Annotated in this window: 22 protein-coding genes; 13 read left to right on the forward strand and 9 right to left on the reverse strand. The window is 37.3% G+C overall.

Annotation, left to right across the window (positions count from 1 at the left end; translation table 11 throughout):
• Positions 1–190: 190 nt before the first annotated feature.
• Complete coding sequence (locus tag H9632_RS13880) at positions 191–1,063, forward strand: GNAT family N-acetyltransferase (protein WP_191704664.1); 873 nt, start codon at positions 191–193, stop codon at positions 1,061–1,063.
• Positions 1,064–1,341: 278 nt separating this feature from the next.
• On the opposite strand, the gene H9632_RS13885 is transcribed toward H9632_RS13880, so the two are convergent.
• From H9632_RS13885 to H9632_RS13895, 3 genes are all read right to left on the reverse strand, one after another.
• A complete protein-coding gene (locus tag H9632_RS13885; protein ID WP_191704665.1) occupies positions 1,342–1,557 on the reverse strand; it encodes a hypothetical protein in 216 nt (71 codons plus the stop codon).
• Positions 1,558–1,763: 206 nt separating this feature from the next.
• Entirely contained in the window at positions 1,764–3,989 is a 2,226-nt protein-coding gene (gene helD, locus H9632_RS13890; RefSeq protein ID WP_191704666.1) for an RNA polymerase recycling motor HelD, read from the reverse strand.
• Positions 3,990–4,138: 149 nt separating this feature from the next.
• Positions 4,139–4,492, reverse strand: a complete 354-nt coding sequence (locus H9632_RS13895) for a hypothetical protein (RefSeq protein WP_191704667.1) — start codon at positions 4,490–4,492, stop codon at positions 4,139–4,141.
• A gap of 150 nt (positions 4,493–4,642) precedes the next feature.
• Here H9632_RS13895 and H9632_RS13900 point away from each other — a divergent pair, with 150 nt between their 5' ends.
• From H9632_RS13900 to H9632_RS13910, 3 genes are all read left to right on the forward strand, one after another.
• Complete coding sequence (locus tag H9632_RS13900) at positions 4,643–5,347, forward strand: class I SAM-dependent methyltransferase (RefSeq protein WP_191704668.1); 705 nt, start codon at positions 4,643–4,645, stop codon at positions 5,345–5,347.
• A gap of 137 nt (positions 5,348–5,484) precedes the next feature.
• Positions 5,485–6,018, forward strand: a complete 534-nt coding sequence (locus H9632_RS13905; protein WP_191704669.1) for a DUF402 domain-containing protein — start codon at positions 5,485–5,487, stop codon at positions 6,016–6,018.
• The gene (locus H9632_RS13910; protein WP_191704670.1) at positions 6,011–6,811 is read left to right on the forward strand and encodes an alpha/beta fold hydrolase; all 801 of its coding nucleotides are present in this window, start codon (positions 6,011–6,013) and stop codon (positions 6,809–6,811) included. The genes H9632_RS13905 and H9632_RS13910 overlap by 8 nt, the downstream gene beginning before the upstream one ends.
• Positions 6,812–7,329: 518 nt before the next feature.
• Here the strand turns inward: H9632_RS13910 and H9632_RS13915 are convergent.
• The gene (locus H9632_RS13915) at positions 7,330–8,352 is read right to left on the reverse strand and encodes a DUF2804 domain-containing protein (protein WP_191704671.1); all 1,023 of its coding nucleotides are present in this window, start codon (positions 8,350–8,352) and stop codon (positions 7,330–7,332) included.
• Positions 8,353–8,517: 165 nt separating this feature from the next.
• On the opposite strand from H9632_RS13915, the gene H9632_RS13920 reads away from it, so the two are divergent.
• The 6 genes from H9632_RS13920 to H9632_RS13945 all read left to right on the forward strand — a co-directional run bounded on the left by H9632_RS13920 (position 8,518) and on the right by H9632_RS13945 (position 14,118).
• Positions 8,518–9,021, forward strand: coding sequence for an amidase domain-containing protein (locus H9632_RS13920; RefSeq protein WP_191704672.1), 504 nt, complete (start codon positions 8,518–8,520; stop codon positions 9,019–9,021).
• Positions 9,022–9,095: 74 nt separating this feature from the next.
• Positions 9,096–9,659, forward strand: a complete 564-nt coding sequence (locus H9632_RS13925; RefSeq protein ID WP_191704673.1) for a nitroreductase family protein — start codon at positions 9,096–9,098, stop codon at positions 9,657–9,659.
• Between the two features lie 260 nt (positions 9,660–9,919).
• Positions 9,920–11,893, forward strand: coding sequence for a methyl-accepting chemotaxis protein (locus H9632_RS13930; protein WP_191704674.1), 1,974 nt, complete (start codon positions 9,920–9,922; stop codon positions 11,891–11,893).
• Between the two features lie 132 nt (positions 11,894–12,025).
• On the forward strand, positions 12,026–12,655 hold the full coding sequence (locus tag H9632_RS13935) for a general stress protein (protein ID WP_191704675.1): 630 nt from the start codon (positions 12,026–12,028) through the stop codon (positions 12,653–12,655).
• A gap of 132 nt (positions 12,656–12,787) precedes the next feature.
• Positions 12,788–13,486: a CoA transferase subunit A gene (locus tag H9632_RS13940; RefSeq protein ID WP_191704676.1), complete on the forward strand. Its 699-nt coding sequence runs from the start codon at positions 12,788–12,790 to the stop codon at positions 13,484–13,486.
• Positions 13,486–14,118 (forward strand): 3-oxoacid CoA-transferase subunit B, encoded by a 633-nt coding sequence (locus H9632_RS13945; RefSeq protein ID WP_191704677.1) that lies wholly within the window; start codon positions 13,486–13,488, stop codon positions 14,116–14,118. Before H9632_RS13940 ends, H9632_RS13945 begins: the two co-directional genes overlap by 1 nt.
• 47 nt (positions 14,119–14,165) lie before the next feature.
• Here H9632_RS13945 and H9632_RS13950 read toward each other — a convergent pair whose 3' ends face one another.
• The 3 genes from H9632_RS13950 to H9632_RS13960 all read right to left on the reverse strand — a co-directional run bounded on the left by H9632_RS13950 (position 14,166) and on the right by H9632_RS13960 (position 17,128).
• Entirely contained in the window at positions 14,166–14,363 is a 198-nt protein-coding gene (locus tag H9632_RS13950) for a YwbE family protein (protein WP_191701199.1), read from the reverse strand.
• A 79-nt stretch (positions 14,364–14,442) separates the two neighbouring features.
• Positions 14,443–15,363, reverse strand: a complete 921-nt coding sequence (locus H9632_RS13955) for a dipeptidase (protein WP_191704678.1) — start codon at positions 15,361–15,363, stop codon at positions 14,443–14,445.
• Between the two features lie 61 nt (positions 15,364–15,424).
• Positions 15,425–17,128, reverse strand: coding sequence for an ABC transporter ATP-binding protein (locus tag H9632_RS13960; RefSeq protein ID WP_191704679.1), 1,704 nt, complete (start codon positions 17,126–17,128; stop codon positions 15,425–15,427).
• A 206-nt stretch (positions 17,129–17,334) separates the two neighbouring features.
• On the opposite strand from H9632_RS13960, the gene H9632_RS13965 reads away from it, so the two are divergent.
• The 3 genes from H9632_RS13965 (at position 17,335) to H9632_RS13975 (ending at position 21,636) form a co-directional block, all read left to right on the forward strand.
• On the forward strand, positions 17,335–19,344 hold the full coding sequence (locus tag H9632_RS13965; protein ID WP_191704680.1) for an AAA family ATPase: 2,010 nt from the start codon (positions 17,335–17,337) through the stop codon (positions 19,342–19,344).
• Positions 19,334–20,590, forward strand: a complete 1,257-nt coding sequence (locus H9632_RS13970) for an McrC family protein (RefSeq protein WP_191704681.1) — start codon at positions 19,334–19,336, stop codon at positions 20,588–20,590. Before H9632_RS13965 ends, H9632_RS13970 begins: the two co-directional genes overlap by 11 nt.
• A gap of 134 nt (positions 20,591–20,724) precedes the next feature.
• The gene (locus tag H9632_RS13975) at positions 20,725–21,636 is read left to right on the forward strand and encodes an HNH endonuclease (RefSeq protein ID WP_191704682.1); all 912 of its coding nucleotides are present in this window, start codon (positions 20,725–20,727) and stop codon (positions 21,634–21,636) included.
• A gap of 62 nt (positions 21,637–21,698) precedes the next feature.
• On the opposite strand, the gene H9632_RS13980 is transcribed toward H9632_RS13975, so the two are convergent.
• Together H9632_RS13980 and H9632_RS13985 are read right to left on the reverse strand one after the other, a co-directional pair.
• Positions 21,699–24,569 (reverse strand): DUF3427 domain-containing protein, encoded by a 2,871-nt coding sequence (locus tag H9632_RS13980; protein WP_191704683.1) that lies wholly within the window; start codon positions 24,567–24,569, stop codon positions 21,699–21,701.
• 21 nt (positions 24,570–24,590) lie between these two features.
• Positions 24,591–24,980 carry a (deoxy)nucleoside triphosphate pyrophosphohydrolase gene (locus H9632_RS13985; RefSeq protein ID WP_191704684.1) on the reverse strand — a complete coding sequence of 130 codons (390 nt, stop codon included), beginning with the start codon at positions 24,978–24,980 and terminating at the stop codon, positions 24,591–24,593.
• Positions 24,981–25,549: the final 569 nt, after the last annotated feature.

Consider the following 25,549-nt stretch of genomic DNA (forward strand, 5'->3'; position numbering starts at 1 on the left):
AAATTATACATATTTATTGTAATTGACATCAATAGAATGTCGTACTCTTATTGTCGTGTATAACTAGGAGAAAAATAAGGGTATTATTTTGTATGCATTAAAAAAGGGATTATTGCGCGCTATTGTTGCGTAACTACGTGAGCTTTACTAAAATAGAAACATTATAGAAGATAGAATTGGAGTAGAAAGAATGAATTTATCGGCAATTACTGTGTCGTTTCCTTTAGATCAAGAAACATATGAAGAAGTACAAAATTTATGTAAAACAGCGGCTGTTTGTGATGGCATCCTATTAAATCAAGTTATGAATTTAACAATTGCAAAAAGTTATGAAATACGCGGGTTTTATGTTCTAGTATATGATGATGAAAAAAATATATTAGTTGGGGCAGGAACTGCGGTGGATCTAATGGGCTTAAATACGTATGAATGGTCGATGCTGGTTGCCCCAATGTATCGTCAGCTTGGAATAGGAACAGCGATTTTAAACGTGCTAAAAGAAGGAATGGCGATACGTAAAAGTGAAGGGGAGCTCGCTCTAGTAGTGGAAGGCTCTAAATATGGAAAAGAGTTTTTACAGCAAAACGGGTATTTATACAGTTTTTCTGAAGCGACTTTAGAGGCCCATGCGGAAGTTATGGAGAATAAGGGGGCGGTAACTTTACGTCCTTTCATGCAAAAGGATACCGAAGCGCTCATTTCAATTTTTAGTGATGCTTTTGGCGATATGCGTGAAGAATCATTGGAGCTGATCGAGTTTAATACGACGACAGAAGGCTTAGTAATGTGGACAGCGGAAACGGATGGGGAAGTTGTCGGAACTGTGACAACTCGTAAAGAAGGCGAAGTACAATGGATAACTGCATTTGCTGTATCTCCGAATAGACAGCGCCAAGGTGTAGGTACGGAGATTTTAAATTTCGTGAAGGACTATGCGATTCGTTCTGGTGATAAGACCGTTTTACTTGATGTGGAGATTGAAAATATGGGTGCACTCTGTGTATATGAAAAGGCCGGCTTTATGAAGTCATCACAGTTGGATTATTATATTTATATTGGGTAAAAAGATGAGCAAATTTTACTAACAGCTTCGGTTAATAGGGAGAAAACAATATAAAAAATAGTGTTCAGGGACACAATTCGCATATGAATTGATGTCCTTGTTTTCGTTGTTGCTACACCATTTATTTATATACACGTACGCAATTAGCACAGGGATCAGTAACATCGCATAAATTTATGTGCCTTTGTTAATTCCATTGTTAAAACACTTGCTAATTAGATATTGGAAAGAGTTGAGAAATCTATATATAAGGCGATGTTCTCCAACTAACGGAGCAGTTAGTTTAATTCCTTTTCCTCGCACCAAGGTCCTTGTCCCTTGCATTTAAATTGATAAATTTTATTTTCATTTTTAACTTTCAGTTCAATTATATAATCAAATGGGTGATGGAAACTATCTTGCTTAGCATCTCCAACTATATTTATTTTTTCAATATCTTGATAACTCAAGTTTAATTTTTGATAGTCAGTGGAATTCCCTAAAATGACTAACAAGCGATGTTGTTCATTTATTAATCGATTAGGAAACTTCATAGGTTTAGGAGGCGCAATTTCACTGTCCTCGGGTTTGTTTTTAGGGATTATTATCGGGTTTTATATTATTTTAATTGTAATTTTGAACCTATAAATCACAAAAAACACCAATCGCATTATATAGCATACGATTGGTGCTTCCAATAATAAAACTTCCATGTTACCGCTCACTTCATTAAAAAAGCCTCTTTCGAAGGACCAATCAAATAAAGTTCATGCATGGCACGGGTTAAGGCTACATACAGCAACTTCCGATCAAGCGCATTTTTAAAATACGGTATGTCAAATGACGTGAGAATAACTGCATCAAACTCTAATCCCTTTGCTAAATGACTTGGGATGACAAGAAGCTTTTGCTGATCGATTGCCGAATTTTCGTCGAGCAGCTGTGCAGGGATATCTGAGCTTTCAAGCTGCCCGACCAACTGAACAGCTTCATTTGTTGTTTTACATATGAGTGCAATGGATTGATGCCGGTTTTCGCGGATTTTTGCCAGCACGTCTTTAATGATGTTGTCATCAAAGTTTTCCACTGTGATAAACTCAGGCTTTTTTCCATGACGGACAACGGGTTCAACGAGTGGTAAGTCCTCGTCCATCTGCATTAAAATTTTATTGGCGACTTCCATAATTTCAATAGTCGTCCGGTAGCTTTTTTGAAGTGTAGCATACGTTGCACGAGGGAAAAGCTCAAGGACAGGCTGCCATTCTGTAAGGGATCGATAGCTGTGAATACCCTGTGCCAAATCGCCGACCATCGTGAACATATCTGTTTCAAGACCCGTCTTTAATGCAGCAAGCTGGAAGTAGCTGTAATCTTGCACTTCATCAATAAAGACGACCCGCATTTTCCATTTATCCTCAATCCCTTTAATTTTCGCATGTAAAAATAAAAGGGCTGCTAAATCTTCAAGTGCCCATTGCTCTTTTTGGTGTGCCTCTAAAAATAACTCTGTTTCTTCCATAGTCCATTCGGGAGCCAATTCAAATAATAAATCACGGCTTGTAAGTAGCGTTCGGTATAGTTGCTTAATTTTTACTTTCTGGAATTTTTTCATATAGGACGAAGCGACGGATTTTGCTTCCTGTTTAATTTTTGGAATGCGGTCATCACGTTCATCGATTAGTTTTGTAACGGTATGCCGGCGCTTTTCCGCATCCCGCATGCCATTGAGTGCACGACCAATCGCGTCTTCATAGCGTGTATTTAATGTAGTTAGAACAGCGGATGTTTTCCGTTTTACTTCGGTTTGAATGACCTTTTTTATACGCTCGAGCCGTTTCTCAACAGGCATATATTGAAATTCTACCAAAAACAGCTTCCGCAAATGGTCGCCTTTCATAATCCGGTATTTTTCAATAAACACATCATCAAATAAAGTGGCCAATTGTGCTTCGTAATGCTGTAAATAGCGATTCATCAATAGCTCATAAAATGGACTGCCTTTCATTTTCGGAATTGGCCAGTCATCATGTATGGATGACTGATCGGCTACTAGCTGTTCGAGCTGATCGTTTGGATTTTGCAGCTTTAGTTTAAGATTTAACGCATCAAGTACATATTGAGCATAAGTCGTTTGGCAAATTTTATCGACACCTAGCTCAGGCAAAACGTCTGCGATATAGTCGATGAATAAACGGTTTGGTGCTAAAATCATGAGCTGTTCAGGATTGAAATGATCGCCCATCGTATAGAGGAAGTACGAAATCCGGTGCAGGGCAATCGTTGTTTTTCCTGACCCTGCTGCTCCTTGTACGAGAATCGGTTGGCGAAGATGGGCTCGAATAATTTCGTTTTGTTCTTTCTGTATTGTGGAGACGATTTCGGTCAGGCGCACATCAGCTTTACCTTCGAGTGCCTCTTGAAGCAGCTCGTCATTCGTTGTTAAATCGACGTCCCGGTAGTCGAGTAGCTGTGCGTTTTCGATTTTGTATTGTCGTTTTGCAAACAAATGTCCCGTATGCTCTTCACCGCGAACGTCATATGTAATTTCACCCAACCGTCCGTCATAATAGACATTTGCAACAGGGGAACGCCAGTCGACAACGATGGGTTCATGCGTTTCGCTATGGAAGAGGGATGTTTTACCGATATAAAGAAATTCTTCATTTTCCTGCTCACGCTGAAAATGAATTCTCGCAAAATATGGTTTTTGGCGTATCGCCTCTAAGCCTTCCTTTTGGTTGCGAGCCAATTCGAAAAAGCGAGTATTCATTAAAATATTTAAGAAGCTGTCACTCGAATCCAAGTATTCCACATTGGTCATTGCGGAGCGAATATTTTCCTGAGCTGTTTCGATATCTCTTTTCGAACTATGCAAAATCTGATCCATATAATGAACCGTATCATACAACCGTTGCTGTTCTTGTTTGAAATCTTCATTTACCGTCATGTCGTTCCCCCCATCATCAATCAATTACGCTTTTAGTGGAGCGGCGCAAAGGTTGGTTTTACTTTTTTGCGAGACTGTAACATTGTCAGATAATAATCTTATCAAAATACGAAGCGTACATTCAAGGAGATGTCTTAATATAAACATCGCTATATTTTAAAAATGACATCGATTGTGCAAGTGTATGTAGGTGTTTTTTTCTCAGCGTAAATATTATACCGAATTGTAACTTTTGCATTCTCGAAAGTATGCGATTCTTCTATATCCGCATACACTTCAAAAAAATCGACGGTGTAATACTTATAACCGCCTTTTTCAAGGTAGGCCCAGACTTCATCTGCTTTTCGCGGGTCGAGGCCCTTAGAATGTAAAAACTCGACAAGCGGATAATTATTCATAATTTTCGCCGCATAAAAAACACAATCTCCACATATGCAGTGGTTGATTGTACCAACAAGTGCTCTTTTCGAATAAAATTCCTCATTTAATTGTTTTGTATCCATTATGTCCTCCGAAAAATTAGTAATTTAATTTTACTGAAAACCGCCTAAAAAGCATATAAACCCAAATTGTTTTATTTTGTAAAAATAGGTAAAATTGACGAAAGGCACTTCAAGCTGTTGAAATGCTGTTGTAAGGGGTGGGGAAAAGCATTGACTAGCATTGATTTTATTCGAAGTGAAGAGAAGAAGTATCATGAATATTGTTACGATAATTATAAATTATTTGAAGCAGGTTCCTGGTTATACAAACCCGTAAAAACGGTAATCGATTTATTGCATGTATTTGATGACAAAGATAATGTAAAAGTTCTAGATTTAGGTTGTGGTGTAGGTAGAAACAGTATCCCAATAGCTGAAGCAATCAAACAGAAAAATGGAAAAATTGTTTGTGTGGATTTACTGGATTCGGCATTACAAAAATTAAGAGAATATAGTAAAGAATATATGGTTGAAGAAGTAATACTCACGGAAAAAGCTGATATTGGGAATTATGAAATTAATATAAACGAATATGATTTAATTGTAGCCATATCTAGTTTAGAGCACGTTCAATCTGAATTAATGTTGGATAAAGCGATTCAGCAAATGGTAAACGGTACTCAAAATAACGGCATAAATTGTATTATTGTTAACTCTGAAGTTACAGAAGTCGATGTAGTAACTAATAAGCGGTTAGATGCGCTTATGGAAATTAACCTTTCAACAAAAGATATGATGGCAAAAATAAGTAGCTTCTACAAAGGATGGGAAGTTTTAAAATCAGAGGTGAAACCATTGGAATACAATATTACTCGAAATGGTAGGACGGTATTGCTGAAAACTAATGCAATATCTTATGTTGTTAGAAAAAAGTAATGAATAAATCTTTAATAAAACGAATGCTTTACTTCAGGATTGAGAAAAGCATTTTTACTTATTGGACTGCAGTAAGTTCATAATGTGTTTATAGAATTCAGACTTTAAAAGTAGAAAAACTGATGGGAGTAAATAATTTGAATAAGCACATAAAAATTAAAGCATTGAAATTTCCAGACATCCCTCATTATGAATGGGAAGGCGAAATTCTTGAAAAGACAGAGCATTACCTATTAGTGCTTTGTAAACCAGGAAGGAAACTAATACACCATTCTAAAGAAGACATATATATTATCAATAATACCTCGATCGAGTATTTTCCTTTGAAAAAATGGTATACGGCAGCAATGGAAATTGAAGAGGGGACAGGGGCATTAATTTCCGCCTATTGCAACATAGCGATGCCTTCTGTTTTAAATCAGAATGAAATTAGTTTTATAGATTTGGACTTGGATTTTATAAAAAGAAAAAACGAAGACTGGAAAGTTGTAGATGAAGACGAATTTGAAGTAAATAGTATGAAATTTCAATACCCTGAAGATCTGAAAAATGAAGCGTTAAAGGCTCTAGAAAAATTAAAACAGGACGTGGCGAATAGTATCTTTCCTTTTAACTATAAAATTACTATAGAAAAGAGTAATACTTTTTCAGGAGGAATAGTCAATGATTGAGAAGTCTATTCAATCATGCAGGGGGACGGTCTATTACTGGACGAACGAAATAGTTCCTCTTCAGAAATTTGCTATTGTTTTTTGTCATGGGTTAACAGCGGATCATACCCTTTTTGATAAGCAAGTTGAGTATTTGGCTAATGAATATAAATTGATAACTTGGGATTACCCTTTACATGGAAAATCCAGACCTTATGAAGGTTTCACTTTCACAAATGTTAATGAAGAACTATTAACAATACTCAATCAGGAGAACATAGATAAAATATTTTTAGTGGGACAGTCAGCGGGAGGTTTTATTGCGCAGTCGTTCATTCAGGAATTTGAAGACAAAGTATTAGGTTTCATAGGGGTAGGCACAACACCATTTGGTAAAAATTACTATAAAAAGTCAGAGCTATTTTGGATTAAACACTATTCTACCATTGCCAAAATGTACCCGTATAGCTACTACTGTAAAGCAAGCGCAAAAGCTAGTACACGAACAGATGAAGCAAGAGAAAATATGTACAAAACATTAGTGGGCTTAGGAAAAAAGGATATGTTGAAAGCAGCGAATGCGGTTTATAGTGAGTTTTTGAAGGTAAGAGATGAAGTTCAGTTTAAATGCCCTGTGCTCATTACTTATGGGGAATACGACAATACTGGCTATGTTAGAAAATATAATAATAGTTGGGCAGAAAAGACCGGGTATTCATTAAAAATTATCCGTAATGCTTCTCATAATGCAAATTATGATAATTACTCAGAATTTAATGACCTGCTCACCTCTTTTGTTCAGTCAAATATTTAAAGGGGAGGAATTGCTATTACTAAAATAAATAACAGACTATTACCAGCAGTTATTTATTTTTCTGCAATTGTAATACTTCTAATTTCCATATCGAAAACCAATTTTAATTTTACTGGTTATAGTTACTACTACGATGAAGAAGCGATGGTACTTACAATTGAAGAGGGGTTAATCAATAAAGAAATAAGTCATGTGTTAGATGGGCAAAAGAGTCCCGCTCAAGCCTACTTAATCATGCTGCTATTTAACAAAGCATATCAATTATGTTTGTTTACCATAGTTTTGCTTACATTTCTTACGTCACATATCTTTTATATAATATCTTCTAAAAGACCGAAATTATATTTGGGGATATATCTATTAATCTTTATCGTTTTTATTTTAGGGGATTTGTACATGCACAAAGAGTTGATTCAAGAAATATCCAATACTCTCAATAAATTATAAAGAGCAGGAATTCTTCAAATTAGTAAAAAAGGGTAATAGTCAAAAAAGACCTATTACCCGTATATTTATTTTCACCACTTCGCCATATGCTCTTCAATACAGCCAAGCATTTGCTGGATCTGTAAAGTTGTACCGTCTTCAAGCTGAATAAATCCATCATAGTAGCCTACCATTTGATGAACAGAGGAAACGATGACCTTCGCATTGGTTTCAGCAACTCGTTCAAAAAATGGCGTAAACATTAAATTGACTTGCCCGCTGAACTTCGATTTTACGGCCCATGGCTTCATAAAATCGGTACGGTCATAGTGAAATAATACATCTTCATGTATTTTTGTCATCTTTCCATCGACAAAAACTGCATTTTCCGTCATTCCTGTACCGTCTGTCCACTTCCCCCCAAAGTTTAAGCCGATTCGTTGACCGCGAACGCGCTGTGAGGCCATTCCCCAATTCCATACTGCTTCACGAGGCCATATTCCACGTCCGTAATCAAGGACTGCAAAACTTTCTTCAGGAGTAAATGTAAAGCGGCGATTGCCAATATGTACGACACCAGAAGCCGGTAAAGTATGATGTTTCGCTGTAAATTGAAATGTTCGACGATTCCATGGGATGACTACATTAAGTGATTCATCATTTTTTGGGTGCTCAATCGTCAGCTCTGCATGTAATGGGTCCCCGTCAAAATCCGGTGCTTTGACCGTTAAATGAGTTTCATTGTTGGAGTACATCATTTCAATCGACATTTCACTATTTTTATATTGAATGGTTTCCAATACTTTTTCAGGCATTTTTACATTTGCCCCAAGTGGAATTAAAATTGTTTTTTCGAAATAGCGCTGTGTTTCATACTCGAGAAAATAGACGAAGCACACTGCAGCATAATCTAAATGACTAATTGTTGCGGAAAATAAAATCTCCTCACCAAAGACACACCAATAATTCCATTTTTTCTTGCGCATAAAATGACCGGATAGATTGCAATCGATAATTGGTGTTCGTGCATATCCGATTGCCTCCGGATTCAGGTTGCCTTTTTTATCGCATAGAACCGTTGGAAGGACGATTTCCCGTTCTGCGTGTTGTCTCATCTAAATTCCCCCTTAAACTTTCTATAAAAAATTAATTATTTGATCATATACAGTTAAAATAATTGTATCAAACATTTACAAAAACAGGGTATTTTCACTCTACATTCATACAAAGTACATAAAAGGAAGAAATTCGACATAGGCTGTGAAAAAAGGAGAAAAAAGTTGGCTTCATACTATAATCGAATGGCTGCAGTGGCCTATGCCAATAAATGGTGGGATAGCTTTAATCCTGAGTTTCCTAGATTTCAGGATGACTGTACAAATTTTATTTCACAATGTTTATATGCTGGAGGTGCGCCAATGCGCGGGGCACCGAATCGTGGGCAAGGCTGGTGGATGATTGGCTTGAATGAACGCTGGAGCTATAGCTGGACTGTTGCCCATTCACTACGCTGGTATTTGGAAACGTCAAAGCAGGGTCTACGGGCAACAAGGGTAAATTCAGTAGAGGAGTTACAGTTGGGGGATGTCATTTTTTATGATTTCCAGGGGGACGGACGAATTGATCATAGTACGATTGTAACGCGAATTGATCAAGGTATTCCATATGTAAATGCCCACACGTCGAACAGTGCCGACCGAGAATATTCTTATGAGGACTCCACAGCCTATACGCCACAAATGCGCTACTATTTCTTTCATATTGAGGATGAGTTTACGTTGTAAAGCACCCTTCTAAATATGTTAAATGTTGAAATTTCATGATAAGGTAGTAATAGTAACAGAAGGGGGTTTTGTCGATGACATTATCAGTAAGAGATGCAGTATTACAACGTCGATCAATTAAACTATTTAACGGACAGCAAGTTGATAAGGAAGCAGTGTTCGAAATTTTGGATGAAGCAAAATGGGCACCAAATCATGGCAACCGTCAGCCTTGGCGTGTAGTAGTAGGCGCGGGCGAGCAACTTCCAAAAGTACATGAATTACTCCGAAATCTCGCTATTCCGAAATGGGAAGAACTTTCAGAAGATGCACTTGCTGCTCAAATGAAAAAGTTCACATTAGCGGGTGCCTACGCATTTGTTTTAGTGACAGAGGATGTTCGTCAAAAAGAACGCCTAGAAGATTACGCGGCGGCTTCTTGCTATTTACAAAACGTGCAGCTACTGGCGTGGGAAAAAGGTATCGGTACATGCTGGAAAACACCTGGATTTTTAGATAATCCGAAATTCCGTGAAGCATTAAAAGCTCAACCACATGAACGGGTAATTTCAATGTTCCAGTTCGGCTATTTTGATGAACTGCCAAAAGCAAGAGTGCGTAAAGAGCTTACGGATTTTGTAACAGAGTTCGAGATTTAATAGTATGAGAATGCATGAGGAAATCAACATGTTCCCGTGCATTCTTTTTTATGTGTTCGGATATTTTTAACCAATTAGACGGGGAATTTCCGCTTTTTCCGGAAAGCTGTAGAATGATGTGGTCTTGCTTTAAAAACCTTTTTTTGTCTAAACATAAAATTAGATTTGAAATCGAGGTAAATAAGTAATAAAATGGCAGTTGGAAGAAGGAAATTATAGGAATATGCTAAAATAAACCAGTTTTCTAAGAAGGAGTAACTATGCGCTATAAAAGCTTAAAAACGCGACTAATAATCATATTATTATTAGTTGGCATTATTCCCGTTTTGGTTACGGTTACGTACAATTACTTTACAACATTTGAGAGTTTTGAAGAAGTACAGTATGCCCAACAAAAAGAAATTGAACATTCTGTAACGAAGTATTTTGAACAGACAGCAGCTGAGCTGCAATATTTAGTTGAGCTATATGCAAAGGATCCGGAAATACAGCAGTTACTTTTAGAAGAAGAACGCCCCTCTATACAATCTAACGGAGAAGCGCTGTTTAATAGATTAAGTGAACAGCACAAGCTGGCCATTTTCGAAATTGGTGATGAAAATGGGACTGTACATGTAAGAGGACATAATCCATCCCAATACGGAGATGATAAATCCGAAATTGACGCCATTCAAGGTGCCCTACAAGGAAATACATATAGCGGTTTTGAATATGGTTCAAGCGGATTGACTGTTAGAGCTTTTGCGCCGGTTGAATGGAATGGACGAACAATCGGGACTTTACAAATTGGTTTTGGAAAAGAATTTGTAGCCAATGTTCAAAGTCTGTTGCCAAATGTGGAGCTGCAGTTGCTTGATACAAATGGAGAAATTGTAGAAGCATCGGAAAAAGAAAATATCGGGATGCAATTAAAGGGGAATGCTATTTCTGCTGTTTTAAATGGAGAGGCAACCCAAATAAAAAATGAGGATAAAAAAGTGATTGAAAGCTTTTTACCTTTGCAAGACCCGACGGCAGCAACTGTTATTGGAGGGTTACATTTAACTCAAAATATTGAGGCAACCCAATCTACTATATACTCGATGGTAAGTATGGGAGGTATCATTTTAATAATCACCATTATTCTTGCTGTAATGGTAGCGTTAATTTACAGTCGCACATTAACTAAGCCGATTATTCACACTTCAAAGCTTTTGCATGTATTAAGTGAAGGTGATTTAACACATAGTATGGAAAACCATAATCGTAAAGATGAAATTGGGCAGTTAATGACAGATATGAAAAAAATGCAGGAACATCTACATAAAATGATTAAGGAAGTTTCAAATGCATCGAGCAGTGTAAGCTCAAAAAGTGCTATACTCGCTCAATCGACAAGCGAAGTGTCGACGGGAGCTCAGGCAATTGCTGAAACAATGGAAACATTATCACGTGGAATAGAAATGCAAACGAATGAGATTTCGGAAGTCTATGAAGCTGTTACTAATTTTTCGAACGAATTAAAGGAAACGGCAGAACAAGGAACAAAGCTTGAATCAGTTTCCGGTAATGTGCTTTCGCTTTCATCGGAAGGTACAAAGAAGATGCAGACTTCCAATGGGCAAATGCAACAAATCCATAACATTATGCACACGGCTATTCATAAAATGGACGGTTTAGGGGAGCGTGTTGGACAAATTTCTTCTTTCGTAAATATTATTGAAGATGTAGCCAACCAAACGAACTTACTTGCCTTAAATGCCTCTATCGAAGCAGCGCGCGCAGGGGAACATGGAAAAGGGTTTGCCGTTGTAGCAGAAGAAGTACGCAAGCTTGCTGAACAAGTGGCGAAATCGGTAACGGAGATTTCAGTAATTGTAGGTACGATTCAACAAGGCGCCCATGAATTAAGCAACTCATTGCAGCAAGGGTTTGCGACCATTGAAACAGGTACGGCACAACTTTCCGATACGGCCGAAACTTTTAGGGAAATCGAGGAGTCTGTTTTGCAAATGGATGCATTTACGAAGCAAGTCCTTGGGCAATTACAGGCAATGAGCAGTGAGGGACAGGTAATTAATCAGTCCATGCAGGAAATCTCAGCAATTACTGAGGAAACAACAGCAAGTGTAGAAGAAACAACTGCCACGGTTATTGAAACGAGCGCAACGATGAGTAACGTCGCAACGACAACGGAGCAGTTGGCAGAACTTGCTGATAAGCTTAATAAAATTGTTAAAGAATATAAAATTTAATATAAAAGGAGTCGCTGGAATACTGGCGGCTCCTTTTTTAACGGTGTTAGGGGCGGATGTTATATTAATATAGGTTTTATGAAGTATATATGGGGAAAAGGACTGATACCAAGAATTGATGGAGGGATGCAAATGTTTAATGAACCAAAACAGACGATTGATGTCGCCTATACTAAAGGGGAATTGCTAGAAAAACTCCAGGAATTACGTGGCGGTGAACCAGGTGAAGAAATAGATAGAACCCATATTTACGTCTTGACTAAAGATGTGGATGAGTTCCATTCAATTGCTCGACATCAGCAAATTTCACTAATTACGACAAACGGCGTCCGCAGTATACTTAAAACGCTATTTACGAAAGAAACACCTATTGAAGAAAAATTACGTCGCTTAAACTTACCGGAAAATGAACGTCTTGAATATGAAAAGATCATTAACGATGGAGGCAAAATTCTCATAACGGGCAGTGACCCATTTGATGAAGAGGGTTGGGAAGGGCATACACTTGATAATTGGATTACGAACCGCTCTAATCCATCGAATTTAATTCGCTGGGATATTGAAGAGGAGCGTCCAATTCCATTTGAGGAGCAAAAAAAGAAGTATGAACCTTTGCCTCCGAATAGCGAAGTAGCAGGTGAGTTTGGACGTGGCGATGAAGTAGAAGATCCGGATACAATTCCATTGAAGGACAACCAGCGTTACGTTCGCGACCCGCATACAAAGGAACTAAGTATTTATCAAGGTCCACATAAAAAGTAATCATGAGAGCCCAACTGACATGTAAGCAGTTGCGGCTCCTTTTTTGATTTAGTCAACAGAATATATGATTTTTGAAGGGAAATTTGTAGTTTTATAGAATATTTTGTAAGGATGTGAAAGGGGATTGGAATCATGGACAAAGTAGTAGCTTCTGTACAGCAGGCGATACAAAATATAGAAGATGGGGCTGTTTTATTAGTGGGGGGCTTCGGTTTATGTGGCATTCCGGAAAATTTAATCCAAGCAGTAAAGGAAAAAGGGACCAAAAACTTAACGGTTGTCAGCAATAATTGCGGTGTTGATGATTTTGGGCTTGGTATCCTATTACAAGACAAGCAAATTAGGAAAATCATTGCTTCATATGTAGGAGAAAATAAAACATTCGAACAGCAATATTTAAATGGTGAGCTTGAAGTGGAACTAACACCGCAAGGGACGCTGGCTGAACGTATCCGTGCCGGTGGTGCAGGCATTCCGGCTTTCTATACTGCAACAGGTGTCGGGACACCGATTGCAGAAGGAAAAGATACAAAAGAATTTGACGGCAAGAGGTATTTACTTGAGCGTGCGATTACAGGTGACTTTGCCCTTGTAAAAGCATGGAAAGCTGATCGCTCTGGTAATTTAGTGTTTCGTAAAACATCGCGCAACTTCAATCCGCTCTGTGCAACAGCTGGTAAAGTAACGATAGTAGAGGTAGAGGAACTTGTAGAAGTAGGCGAGCTCGATCCAGATGAAATTCATTTACCAGGCATTTACGTGCAGCACATTGTACACAGCGAATCCTTTGAAAAACGAATAGAACGTCGCATTGTAAAGGGGGAAGCATAATGGATGCACGCTTAAAAATTATTCGCCGTGCCGTAAAGGAAATAGAGGATGGCATGTATGTAAATTTAGGAATCGGTATGCCAACATTAATTGCAAATGAGATTCCTCCCCAATTTAATGTAATGCTGCAGTCCGAAAATGGGCTTCTTGGCATTGGACCATATCCGACTGAAGATGAAATCGATGCGGATTTAATTAATGCAGGGAAGGAAACTGTAACGGCAAAATCAGGCGCAGCATTTTTTGATAGTGCTGAAAGCTTTGCTATGATTCGCGGAGGGCATATTGATTTAGCGATACTCGGTGGAATGGAAGTGTCTGAGCAGGGCGATTTGGCGAATTGGATGATTCCTGGAAAAGTAGTAAAGGGAATGGGCGGGGCAATGGATTTAGTAGTAGGCGCCAAAAAAGTTATCGTCATTATGGAACATACGAACAAATACGGTGAATCTAAAGTAAAGAGTGAATGTACATTACCGTTAACAGGAAAAGCCGTTGTACACAGTTTAATTACTGATTTAGCCGTTTTTAACTTTACTGATGGCCACATGCAGCTAGTAGAGCTTCAGGAAGGTGTGACATTAGAGGAAGTAAGGGAGAAGACGGAGGCAGTATTTGAAGTAAAATTATAATGAAAAAAGAAAGCGCAAAAAGCTCTTAAAACTTTTTGCGCTTTAACTTATTTAGGATACGTTTGACATACACGCCCGATTTGTCCGTCTGTTAAGCGAACTTTTATACCGTGTGGATGCGAGCTGCTGTTCGTAAGTAAATCCTTTACTACGCCTCGTGTTGTCGTACCTGTACGTTGGTCCTTTTTTAATACGATGTCAACTTCCAAACCAGGGTATACATCGCTACGATTTTTGCCGTTCATCAAATCCGTCCCTTCAACTAAACTTCTCTAAGTATAGCACGCTAAAAAAAATAACCCTACAGGGAAGCAGGGTTAGATGCTATCTCGGTATATGATTTAAAAAATTTGCATAAGCAAAGCCGCGCACTTGCTCTTCGCTATAATACTTCAGAAGTTCATTAATAAAGTTTTGGTACATTCCGGCATGTTCAAGACCAGCAACCTTAAAATCGATCCCATCAAAATCGGAGCCGAAGCCGATTAAATCTTTCCCGCCAAGCGAACAAATATAATCGATGTGACGAATTACATCCCCCATACTCGCGCTAGTAGTCCCGTTGATAAATTCTGGATAGAAGACGATATGAATAGGCGCATTCTTTTCAATCATTGCTCGAATTTGGGCATCATTCAAATTGCGAACATGATTACAGACAGCCCTCGCATTCGAATGGGAGGCAATGACATAGTCCGCATATTCTATAACATCCCAAAAGCTTTGTTCGTTCAAATGCGAAACATCGGTAAAAATTTTATGCTGATTGTTGAGTGTAATAATCTCTTTTCCAAACGGCGTTACGCCACGACCATAATGGCTATGTGCTCCATCTGCTGCTTCGTTAGGGAAGTTCCAAGTGAGTCCGATTGATAATACGCCAAGTTGATGAAATGGATGCCAGATTTTAAAATCTCCTCCAAAAAAATCGACACCTTCAATTGTTAAAAATGCCCCGATTTGTCCAGGTTGTAGCGTTTCGAAATCTGCCCATTTTTTAATATGTACTACACCTTCGCGTAATACCTCATTACGAAAGTACTCAATCTGCTTTATCGCAGTTGCGCGCTTTTCTACAAGCGAAAGCTCAGGATGAACATAAATAGCAAAGGCCTGTGCTATCACATGACCATTAACTAATTTTTCATAATTCACATCAAGTTCAGGAGTATTGAAAAATTCATATCCGTGCTTATGCATGCGTAACAATGCATCACAATGTAAATCAATAATCGGAATGCTCATATGGATACCCACCTTCCTAATTTTTTTTAGGTGAATGAACTAAATCACTCACCTAAAATTTCTAAGCATGATGAAGCCCTGCAAAAATGCCACCTTTTGCAACAAGTTCTTTATACGTGCCTTGTTCTTCAATGCCATTTGGCGTTACGACGAAAATATAATCTGCATCACGAATCGTTGCTAATCGGTGAGCAATAATTAAAGTTGTACGGTTTTTAGCCAAATCATTTAATGAATGCTGGATAATGCGCTCTGTTGCAGTATCAAGTGCAGACGTCGCTTCATCTAAAATTAAAATCGGCGGGTTTTTCAGGAACATGCGTGCTATGGCAAGTCGTTGTTTTTGTCCACCTGATAATTTTAGACCACGTTCACCGATTTCTGTATTAAAGCCATCGGGTAAGTTTTCAATGAATTCCAGTAAATTTGCTTGTTCAACGGCAGCTTTAATTTCTTCAAAGCTCGCACCTAATTTACCATATTCTACATTTTCTCTAATAGTTCCTGTAAATAAAAACACATCTTGTTGAACAGTCCCAATTTGCCTGCGAAGTGATTGTTGCGTCAAATCTCGAATATCGTATCCATCGATTGTAATTGCTCCATCCGTAATGTCATAAAAGCGGGGAATAAGGGCACTAATCGTCGTTTTGCCTGAACCAGATGGTCCTACGAAGGCAACCGTTTTTCCTGCTTCCACTTTAAAAGAGAGGTCATTTAATACTTGCTTACTGTCCGCATACTTGAAGCTTACATTTTTAAATTCGATATTACCGTCTAAATGGTCGATAGCAATTGCGTTTGGACTATCAACAATTGTAGGCTCCTGGTCCAGCAAATCGCAAAAACGTTTAAAGCCGGCCATTCCTTTTGGATACATTTCCAGTAGAGCACTAATTTTGTCGATTGGCTTAATTAGAACATTCGTGAATAAAATGAAGCTCGCAAACTCACCAGCTGAAAGGTTGTCATTAAATGAAAGCCAAGCCCCAACAACAAGTACCAGTAATGTTAGCAACCTTGTTAAAAAATAAATGCTTGAATGTGTGCCAGCCATTACTTTATAGGCATAAATTTTCGCTTTACGAAACAAGCCATTTTGATCTTTAAAGCGTGTTGTTTCGAACTCTTCATTTGTAAATGATTTCACGACCCGTATACCCGAGAAGCTATCTTCCACACGGCCATTGACGTTTGCAATTTCACTGTACATAACGCTCCAGCCCTTTTTCATACGCTTATTGCTCCAATACATTACGGCTATTAAAAGCGGTACAAAAAATAAAATAATCGTCGCGAGCGTCGCGTTAATATTGAACATAATCGTAAAGGCCCCGATAAATGTCATCATCGCAATGAATAAATCTTCCGGACCATGATGCGCAAACTCGCCAATATCAAACAAGTCATTTGTTATCCGACTCATTAAATGACCAGTCTTCATATTATCGAAAAACGTATACGGCTGACGTTGTACATGGTTGAACAGTTGCTGGCGCATATCAGTTTCGATATTGACCCCAAGCTTATGCCCTAAATAGTTTACGATATAGTTCATCACCGTACTTAATATATAAGTCAGTAAAAGAAGAGCACTAATTTTAGTAATCATGCCCCAATTATTAGTTGGGAGCAGGTCATCGATAAACCATTTCACCGCCAACGGAAACAGTAATTCCAAAATAGCTACAAACACTGCACAGGAGAAATCAATAATGAATAATCGTTTGTGAGGCTTGTAGTATGTAAAAAATCTTGCTAGCATTTCAAGTCCTTTCTGTTTTACAGCCCTTATTAGAGCGAAACTTTGTAGTAATGAGTAAAAATGATGATTAGTTGGATTATAACATTTTTTAGGGATTTTTCGAGAGACGAAATAATAAGGAATTGAAATAAATTGTAATTCCTAAATTTTCTATACTATGATGATAAAATAAGTATATAAATCAGACGTTTATAAAGGAGATTGAGATGGAACTATTATCACACCAAGTAAAGGATTTTTTGACAGAGGAAAAAGAGCAATATCATGAAAAGTTGCACCATTTATATAATGAGTTTATTCAAGAATTCTCATTAGAGGATTTACCGAACTTACCACTAGAAAAATATGCTCTTGGCTATGCAGAAGGTTCGTTTGGTTGGTGGCTTGAGTATAAGACATCAGAAATCGGGAGTATTAAAGGTGGATCGGCCTCTAAACACGTCATCTACTATAAGAAAAAAGAGAAGGAATGGTTTTATCCAGAGCAATACAGCTCAGAACATGAAGCTTGGCAAGCATTAAGAAAGGATATATTGGAAGTAGTTGAGCACGCGCACAAAATTCCGTACGAGAAAATTCCTGAAACCAATTTACTTTATTCAAAATCAATGTTGAAGGGGAAAATTTCATATATGTATGCACCGAAGAAAATGTTTCCCATTTTCCAAGTCCAACATTTAAAGCATTTCCTTTCGGTAGTCGGTGTGGAAGAAGCATCAGTGAAGGATAAAGATTGTGTTGAACTTAGTCGCATGCTTCATGATAAAGTGTACGCCTTACCGAATATGGAAGGCTTCGATGAACTCGTTGTGGCCAATTTCTTTTATACATATTATAGTCCTAGCGAAAAAGTGTATAAATTGGCACCGGGAGAAAATGCGAATCTTTGGCCCCGGTGTAAGGAAGCAAAAGAAATTGCTATCGGATGGGATATACTAGGTGATTTAAACCAGTATACGAGCTTTAATGAGTTGCGTACCGCTTTGGAAGCTGCAGGCATTTATACAAATGCCAGCACTATTACAAAAAAAGCGAACGAAATCTGGATGTTTTATCAACTGAAACAAGGCGATCTTGTCGTTGCCAATAAAGGTGCTTCGAAAATCATTGCAATTGGAAAAGTGAATGAGCGTGGTTATGAATATAAAAACTATGATGAAAAGCGACATACAATAGGTGTTGATTGGACAGATATTTGGGAGTCTGGTTATGATATCCCTACTCAAAATCGATGGAAAACGATTACTGTTGAAGCATTTTCACATGCCTCACTTCAGAAGTGGCTAAAGGAAGAAAAGGCTGTAGTGAAAGAAAAAGAGAGTTTTGAAGATACAAGTTTCTTTGAAGAAATTGAGCGGGCGGTTAAACGGAAAGGTCAAGTTATTTTATATGGACCTCCTGGAACGGGTAAAACATTTACGATTCAGCAATATTTGAAGTGGCTCCAAACAAAAGATGAGGTCGTTTCCGAGTTTTGTACTTTTCACCCATCGTTCCAATACGAAGACTTTATCGAAGGTTTTAAACCGATTGTTGGCGAGCAAAATACCATTGCCTTCAAATTAGAGGACGGTATTTTTAAAAGTTTTGTTAAGCAGGCAAAAGCCGAGCCGAAGAAGCGATTTGTATTTATTATTGATGAACTGAACCGAGGAAATATCCCAAAAATTTTCGGTGAGCTCATAACATTGTTGGAAAAGGATAAGCGAGGATTAGAGCTACGATTACCACAAAGTAAGGAAGCTTTTTCGATTCCAGAGAATGTACAACTATTATGTACGATGAATACAGCAGACCGCAGTATTAAAATGATGGATGCAGCAATTAAACGTCGCTTTGCTTTTGTGGAATGCATGCCAAATTATGATGTGTTAAATGAACCATTGGAAGATTTATCGGTAACTCCAGCGAATATTTTGAAGCACTTAAATGGTCGACTTACAAAGTTGCAAGGGCGTGATTTGCAAATCGGTCATGCCTATTTCATGACAGAAGGGAAGGTAGCCAATTCGATCGATGAATTCATGGATCTATTCCGTTATGATATCATTCCACTTTTACAAGAGTATTGCTTTGATAATTATGAGGCACTGGAGGACTTGATCGGTAGTAGCTTTGTCGATGTCGTAAACAATGAGCTAAACCAAAATATTTTTACAAAAGAGGCCTTTATATCGGCTATTGAACAGCATTTCCAGGTGAATTATGAAGAATAGTTATGTGATGAAAGAATATAGTGAGGCCGTCTATCCGATTCAACTATCCGATGAGGACCGTCATTACATTACGAAAGCAGCGACAATTCATCCGAATAAGCCTTGGGAAAAACGCTTTTTTCTCGATGAATTAAAGTCGGGGGTTCGCATTCAAACAACGAGCTATGTTGGGACAATTGAGCTTTCGAACTGCCGAATTATTATTCAGCCAAAGTTTTCGGATGCATTTAAAGGTGTGATGAAAATGCTCGCTTTCACGGAAGGACTTCCTTTTTCGATGAGTACCGAATCCAGTGCTGGTCATGAAAAAAATGACTTGTTTATACTTTTTGCCACGCAATTTATGAGGCAGGCAGAAAAAATTTTGCTGCAGTTAAAAAAGGAATACGTCACCTATACAGACGATTTAACAAATGTGCGTGGACGAATTCAAATGTTGGATACGGTGCGTACGTATTTTGGTTTACCAAAAGGAGTCGTTTGTGAATTTGATGAGTTGACACATAATATTGAAGAAAACCAGATTATATCGGCAATTTTGCATAAAATCGAAAAGCATCCAATGTTTAGACGGGATCCACAGTTGAAGAGATTGCTTATACAATTTGAATCAATCTGTGTACCTTATCAAGGGAAAGTCTATCCTGATTTTGTTTACAGCCGGTTAAATCAGCATTACAAGCCAATTCATATAGTAGGTAAGTTTCTATTTGAAGGACTTTTTGTAGATGATTTTCTTGGCAAAAGTCATACTTTTGCAACGGTATTGGTCAATATGAATGAACTCTTTGAACGCTTTGTTGTACAAGTATTGAAAAAGTTTTTGCCGAAAAGTTATGGTGTGCTTCACGGCAAACGTTTGACCGATGCCATTTTACTCAACGATCAATCCTATCGTCATATCATTCCGGATATCGTCGTTCAACATCAAGTGACAAAGGAAACGACAATCATTGATACGAAATATAAAGGCTACGATCAAAAGCGCATTGCGACTCAGGATATATTCCAACTCACATTTTATGCTCAATATTTCCAAAAGACGCCCCCGTACCGATCAACGATTATTTACCCGGTTTTCGAAGGTTTTACTGAGCGTGCAGTTAAAATTGATACGAATAAGCACAATGTTCCAGGGGAGATTACGGTTCAGAATATTTTAATTGAGCAGCTGTTGGAATGGATTGAGAGTAAGGCGTATAAAAGGGTAGAGCATCAGGCTTTAATGATGGTAGGGAATGATTAAATGCTCAAGTAGGTATGAAATGATGAATTTCAGCTTGCTTGAGTTTTTTATTATAAACATACAAAATTGTTAATTGCCGTAGAAAGTGGGGAAAATGGTACACTAAAAGAAAGAAAAGAAACGAAGGTGTTCGTATGAATTTTTATATTGTAATGCAAGGGCGTACATACGACGAGGCGAAGGAAAAGCAAGTGGTATGGTGTTCTATTTTAGATAGTAGTGGTCAAACACCCCATTCTTGGGAGAGGATGAAAGAAGTGAAAAAGGGAGATGCGATATTTCACTGTGTGAAAGGAGAAATTGTCGCAATCAGCATTGCACAGGAGGATTGCTATGAAGGGGTAAACCCTTTGGATGATAGCGGAACAGTCGGCAACCTTTTTTCTGCTGATTATGAAGAACTAATGGTTCCAATCTCGGTTAAAGAACATTTTGACGAGATCCAGCCATTACTGCCAATCAAATATTCCCCATTCCAACATAATGGGGATGGTAACCAAGGCTTTTTATACCCATGTAATGAAATGTTCGCAATCAAACTGTTGGAGCTCATGAGTGATGCGAATATTTACGAGGAAAATGAAGAGCAGCTGGAATTTGCGATTGGCCTCATTGCGCAAAAAGAACGCAATACACTGGCCCCTGTACTTATCGAAGCAGAAGCAGAAGCAAAGGTGAAAATCCGCAAAGGCCAAGAAAAATTCAAAAAGCAATTATTGCCATTATGGGACGATCATTGTGCTTTATGTGGTATCTCTTTACCTGAATTATTACATGCAAGCTATTCGAAGCCATGGAAAGACGCAACAAATGAGGAACGACTGGATCCATACAACGGCATTTTGTTGTGCCGCAATCATGATGCCTTATATGACAATGGCTATATCGCATTTGATGGCACAGGAAAAATTCACATTTCTTCTGAAATTGACCGAATCGATTACGGGAAATATGACATTCATGAGAAAATGCGTGTCGCACGGGTGGAGGAGAACAAGCAGTATTTCAAATGGCATAAGCGAGAGGTTTTTAGGGGAGAAGGATAGTTTATAGACAAAAGCAAGGTGCTATTTCAAAAGTATATTTTGGAATAGCACCTTGCTTTATTTTATTCCTCTACTAAATAATGATAAATATCGGATTGGATTGGTTGTTCGAGTACCATTTCCATTGTCACGACGGGATAATATTTACCTTTATCTAAAATTTGTTCGGGCTTTGCAGAGCTTGGATTTACAGCACATCGACCAAGATAATAGAAATCTTTACCTTCACCATTGTCTTTTTTAACAAATAGGTAAACGTTTGTCCCATTTTCAATGGAGTGAATAAGAATCTGCATTTCCTTGGATTTATCAATGTATCGATTTTTTGTTGAACACCATTTAAATGTATCGTCTGATAAAAATTCGTCCATATAATTTGTCTCAATATTATTTTCGTCATTTTTATGATAGTTTACGAAAATAGGGAAATCGCCATTTTTCGGTCGACCACCATTTAATGTACCTTCCTCATTTTTCTCCCAATCGAGTAAGCGACATACCTCGCGACGAGAGTATTTTTCGTATAGTTTAAACGGAACATGATTATTAAATTGTATATTTTTAATAAAGGCACACTCTAGTAAATCCACGAAGTATTGTTTGAAATTTACGTCTTGAAGTGATAATTGCAATTCATTATTAAATGTATAGTGTGAATTGGATTTAATAATGATAGGTGTATTACCGAATTTATTTTTATCAGCTTCTACGAAAAAGTTTAAAGTAAATACATTTTCAATACCTTGAATTGTATCTTCGTGGATATAAGCATTATGATTTTGTAGTGCTGAAATATAGCGTTGTTCTGAAACACATTCTTCATCTAAAAGAAGCTGCAATAATAAAATTTCATGAATTCTTTTACCTGATAAAAAGTCCTTTCCGATTAATGAAAGTACAGACTTTTCATAATCCGTAAGTGAAGAGATATTTTCTTTCATCTTCACTAAAAAATCATAATAGGTTGGAGTGTAGTTGATAATCACTTCAGGATCCAATGAATTTTGTTCAATAAAATCCTTGAGCATGGGGATTCGCCCAATTCTGTTTTTAACTTCAGAATAACTATCTTTTAATGTTTTTAATGTTGATAAGTTTGTATTTGTAATCGCATCAAAAATTTGCTTCTTCGCAATTTCCTCAAAATTAATCGTTGATACACCTTGAATATAATCTGTATTAACCGTTTTACGGCGAACATTATCTTTATTCATGGACTTATCACCAGATAGGGCAATCGGAATTAAATAGTTATTTTTGTAGTTCCCAATAAAATCAATAATCGTTACATATTCTTTTACATCATGCTTACGTAGTCCACGACCAAGCTGCTGAATGAAGATGATGCTAGATTGTGTCTGGCGGAGCATCACAATTTGGTTAATAAAAGGAATATCGATACCTTCATTAAAAATATCCACCGTTAAAATATATTCCAGTTCGCCATTTTCTAATTTAGAAATCGCTTCTTCACGTTCTTTTTGAGAATGATCTCCAGTTAATGCAGTCGTTTTATAACCACGCAAATTTAGTAAATTGGAAAGGGTACGGGCTTCTTCCTTTGTACTACAAAACATTAATCCATGAACACGATCTCCGGAAAAACCATAATACAAAATCTTTTCGGTAATATGGTCGATTCGTTCTTTATTAACTAATTTTTGTAAATCTGCTGTTTCATCGATTAGTTCACCATCAAGCTCATAATCTGTCACACCGAAGTAGTGGAAAGGACAAAGCATATCTTCTTCCAATGCTGCTTGAAGACGAATTTCATAGGCCACATTATAATCGAAGAGCTCATAAATATTGAAGTTATCTGTACGTTCCGGTGTAGCTGTCATTCCTAATAAGAATTTGGGTTCAAAATAATTCATAATTTTTAAATACGATTCCGCACCTGCACGGTGAACTTCATCGATTAAAATATAGTCGAAATGATCTTTAGCAAACTGCTGTAAATAAGGATCCCTAGATATTGTTTGAACTGTAGCAAATAAATAGCGTGCATTTAAATCCTTTGTATTTCCTGATAAAATACCATAATCTTGGGGGTCACCTAATAAAATATTGCGGAAATCTTGCATAGCCTTTTTCAAAATCTGTTCACGATGCACAATAAATAACATACGTTTTGGTGCAGCATTTCGAACGTCAAACGCAGATAAATAGGTTTTCCCTGTCCCAGTTGCTGAAATGATAAGGCCACGGTTCGCACCACTTTGTCGAAGAAGCTCTAACTGTTCAAGTGCGGCTGTCTGCATTTTATTAGGCTGTATTTTTAAACTCTCTCTTAATGGGTTCGTTACGTATAAAGGTGGAGATGCGACCTTATTATTAAATTCGGGCTTTTCATAATTGATTTGATAGTGAGCAATCCATTCTTCACTTAATGGTATAGCACTATTCCATTGCTGTTCAAACTGATTATTAAAATGATTGATCACTTCACCATTTTCAAGTGATGTTAAATAAACATTCCATTCAAAGTTTGCCTTCAATGCACTATCGGTTAAATTAGAACTTCCGACAATTAAAGAATAGTGTTGGTTGTGCTCGAAAATATAGCCTTTTGAGTGGAATCCTTTCACATCAGTAACGCGGACTTCTACATTTGTTAATTTTAATAACTCTTTAAACATTTTTGGCTGATTAAAACTTAAAAATGTAGATGTTAAAATCCGTCCTTTAATCCCTTTCTTTTCAAGATCATAAAGCATCGTTTTGATTGTAGCTAGTCCACCCTCAGTAATAAATGCCACAGAAAAGGTGAAAGATTTACACGTTTTCATTTCTTGTAAAAGTGAAGAAAGAACATTTTCGTGCGCTTTATTGGATAATAATTTCGGTTTGAATTGAGATGAAACGGCCTTGGATTGATCAATAAATCCTTTATGTAAAGACTCCTCAAGCTTTCTAATTAACTGATCCATAAGGGCACCACCTTTAAATAATTATTTTAATAACTTCTCCACTGCTGGAATATCCGCTGGTGCAAAGTTTAGTTCACTTAGTGAGGATCGCTTAACCCACTTTGTATCAGAATGTTCTATAGCAATGGGTGTGCCACTCACAATTTCCGCCATATACGTTTCAAGACGAACGATAAACGAACCGTAATCATATGTTGTATCTTCAACTTTTTCACCTACAACAATTTCACAAGTAAATTCTTCTGAGATTTCCCGTTTTAAAGCTTCTTGTGGGGTTTCATCTTTTTCGATTTTCCCACCTGGAAATTCCCAATAGTTTGGTAATGACATTTGAGGGCTACGTTGTGCACAGTAAATTTCCTGTTTTTCGTTTTCAATAATAGCTCCGACTACGTGTACTTGTTTTTTCAAAACAATTCATTCCCATCATAATTTTAATTCATAACATAATTATAGCTTGTTTGTGAGTATTTAGTAGAGGAACAGACTGTATATTTGTGAGAAGAGTCAAAGTTATTAACTAAACTTTAAGTTGTTTTTAAGTAAACTTATCGAATTATAATGTATGGACAAAAATGAGGAGGAGAAAATAGAATTGGAAAATCTTAAATTAAATATAGATGTTAATATCCTTTGCTATAGATCGTATGATTAGCAATATCAAGTTTCTTTGTCATTCTAATGAGTTTGAGTTTCTGGATAATAATCAATTTACTAAGGGGGAATTGCTCACTTTAGAGAGGGGAGTAACGGTATTTAAAATTTATTTTTTGGATGTATATAATAAGAAGAGAAAAGAAATAATAAAAAAAGAGAAAAAAACATTTTAAAAAGTGTTGACGTTTATTTAAATGGCGTGTATAGTTATACAAGTCGCCGAGAGAAAATGCGACAAACGAACAAAATGAACCTTGAAAACTGAACAAGCAACGTTAATGAAACAAGCTTCTTAAATGAAGCAAACAATAGATTTTAACTTT

The organism is Solibacillus merdavium (assembly GCF_014836935.1).
Lineage (GTDB): Bacteria > Bacillota > Bacilli > Bacillales_A > Planococcaceae > Solibacillus > Solibacillus ferritrahens.

What these genes read in the sequence shown, in the direction of transcription:
- H9632_RS13880 (WP_191704664.1), top strand. Translation starts at nt 191, where the DNA reads ATGAATTTATCGGCAATTACTGTGTCGTTTCCTTTAGATCAAGAAACA.
- helD (WP_191704666.1), bottom strand. Translation starts at nt 3,989, where the DNA reads ATGACGGTAAATGAAGATTTCAAACAAGAACAGCAACGGTTGTATGAT.
- H9632_RS13895 (WP_191704667.1), bottom strand. Translation starts at nt 4,492, where the DNA reads ATGGATACAAAACAATTAAATGAGGAATTTTATTCGAAAAGAGCACTT.
- H9632_RS13910 (WP_191704670.1), top strand. Translation starts at nt 6,011, where the DNA reads ATGATTGAGAAGTCTATTCAATCATGCAGGGGGACGGTCTATTACTGG.
- H9632_RS13915 (WP_191704671.1), bottom strand. Translation starts at nt 8,352, where the DNA reads ATGAGACAACACGCAGAACGGGAAATCGTCCTTCCAACGGTTCTATGC.
- H9632_RS13925 (WP_191704673.1), top strand. Translation starts at nt 9,096, where the DNA reads ATGACATTATCAGTAAGAGATGCAGTATTACAACGTCGATCAATTAAA.
- H9632_RS13930 (WP_191704674.1), top strand. Translation starts at nt 9,920, where the DNA reads ATGCGCTATAAAAGCTTAAAAACGCGACTAATAATCATATTATTATTA.
- H9632_RS13935 (WP_191704675.1), top strand. Translation starts at nt 12,026, where the DNA reads ATGTTTAATGAACCAAAACAGACGATTGATGTCGCCTATACTAAAGGG.
- H9632_RS13940 (WP_191704676.1), top strand. Translation starts at nt 12,788, where the DNA reads ATGGACAAAGTAGTAGCTTCTGTACAGCAGGCGATACAAAATATAGAA.
- H9632_RS13945 (WP_191704677.1), top strand. Translation starts at nt 13,486, where the DNA reads ATGGATGCACGCTTAAAAATTATTCGCCGTGCCGTAAAGGAAATAGAG.
- H9632_RS13950 (WP_191701199.1), bottom strand. Translation starts at nt 14,363, where the DNA reads ATGAACGGCAAAAATCGTAGCGATGTATACCCTGGTTTGGAAGTTGAC.
- H9632_RS13955 (WP_191704678.1), bottom strand. Translation starts at nt 15,363, where the DNA reads ATGAGCATTCCGATTATTGATTTACATTGTGATGCATTGTTACGCATG.
- H9632_RS13960 (WP_191704679.1), bottom strand. Translation starts at nt 17,128, where the DNA reads ATGCTAGCAAGATTTTTTACATACTACAAGCCTCACAAACGATTATTC.
- H9632_RS13965 (WP_191704680.1), top strand. Translation starts at nt 17,335, where the DNA reads ATGGAACTATTATCACACCAAGTAAAGGATTTTTTGACAGAGGAAAAA.
- H9632_RS13970 (WP_191704681.1), top strand. Translation starts at nt 19,334, where the DNA reads ATGAAGAATAGTTATGTGATGAAAGAATATAGTGAGGCCGTCTATCCG.
- H9632_RS13975 (WP_191704682.1), top strand. Translation starts at nt 20,725, where the DNA reads ATGAATTTTTATATTGTAATGCAAGGGCGTACATACGACGAGGCGAAG.
- H9632_RS13980 (WP_191704683.1), bottom strand. Translation starts at nt 24,569, where the DNA reads ATGGATCAGTTAATTAGAAAGCTTGAGGAGTCTTTACATAAAGGATTT.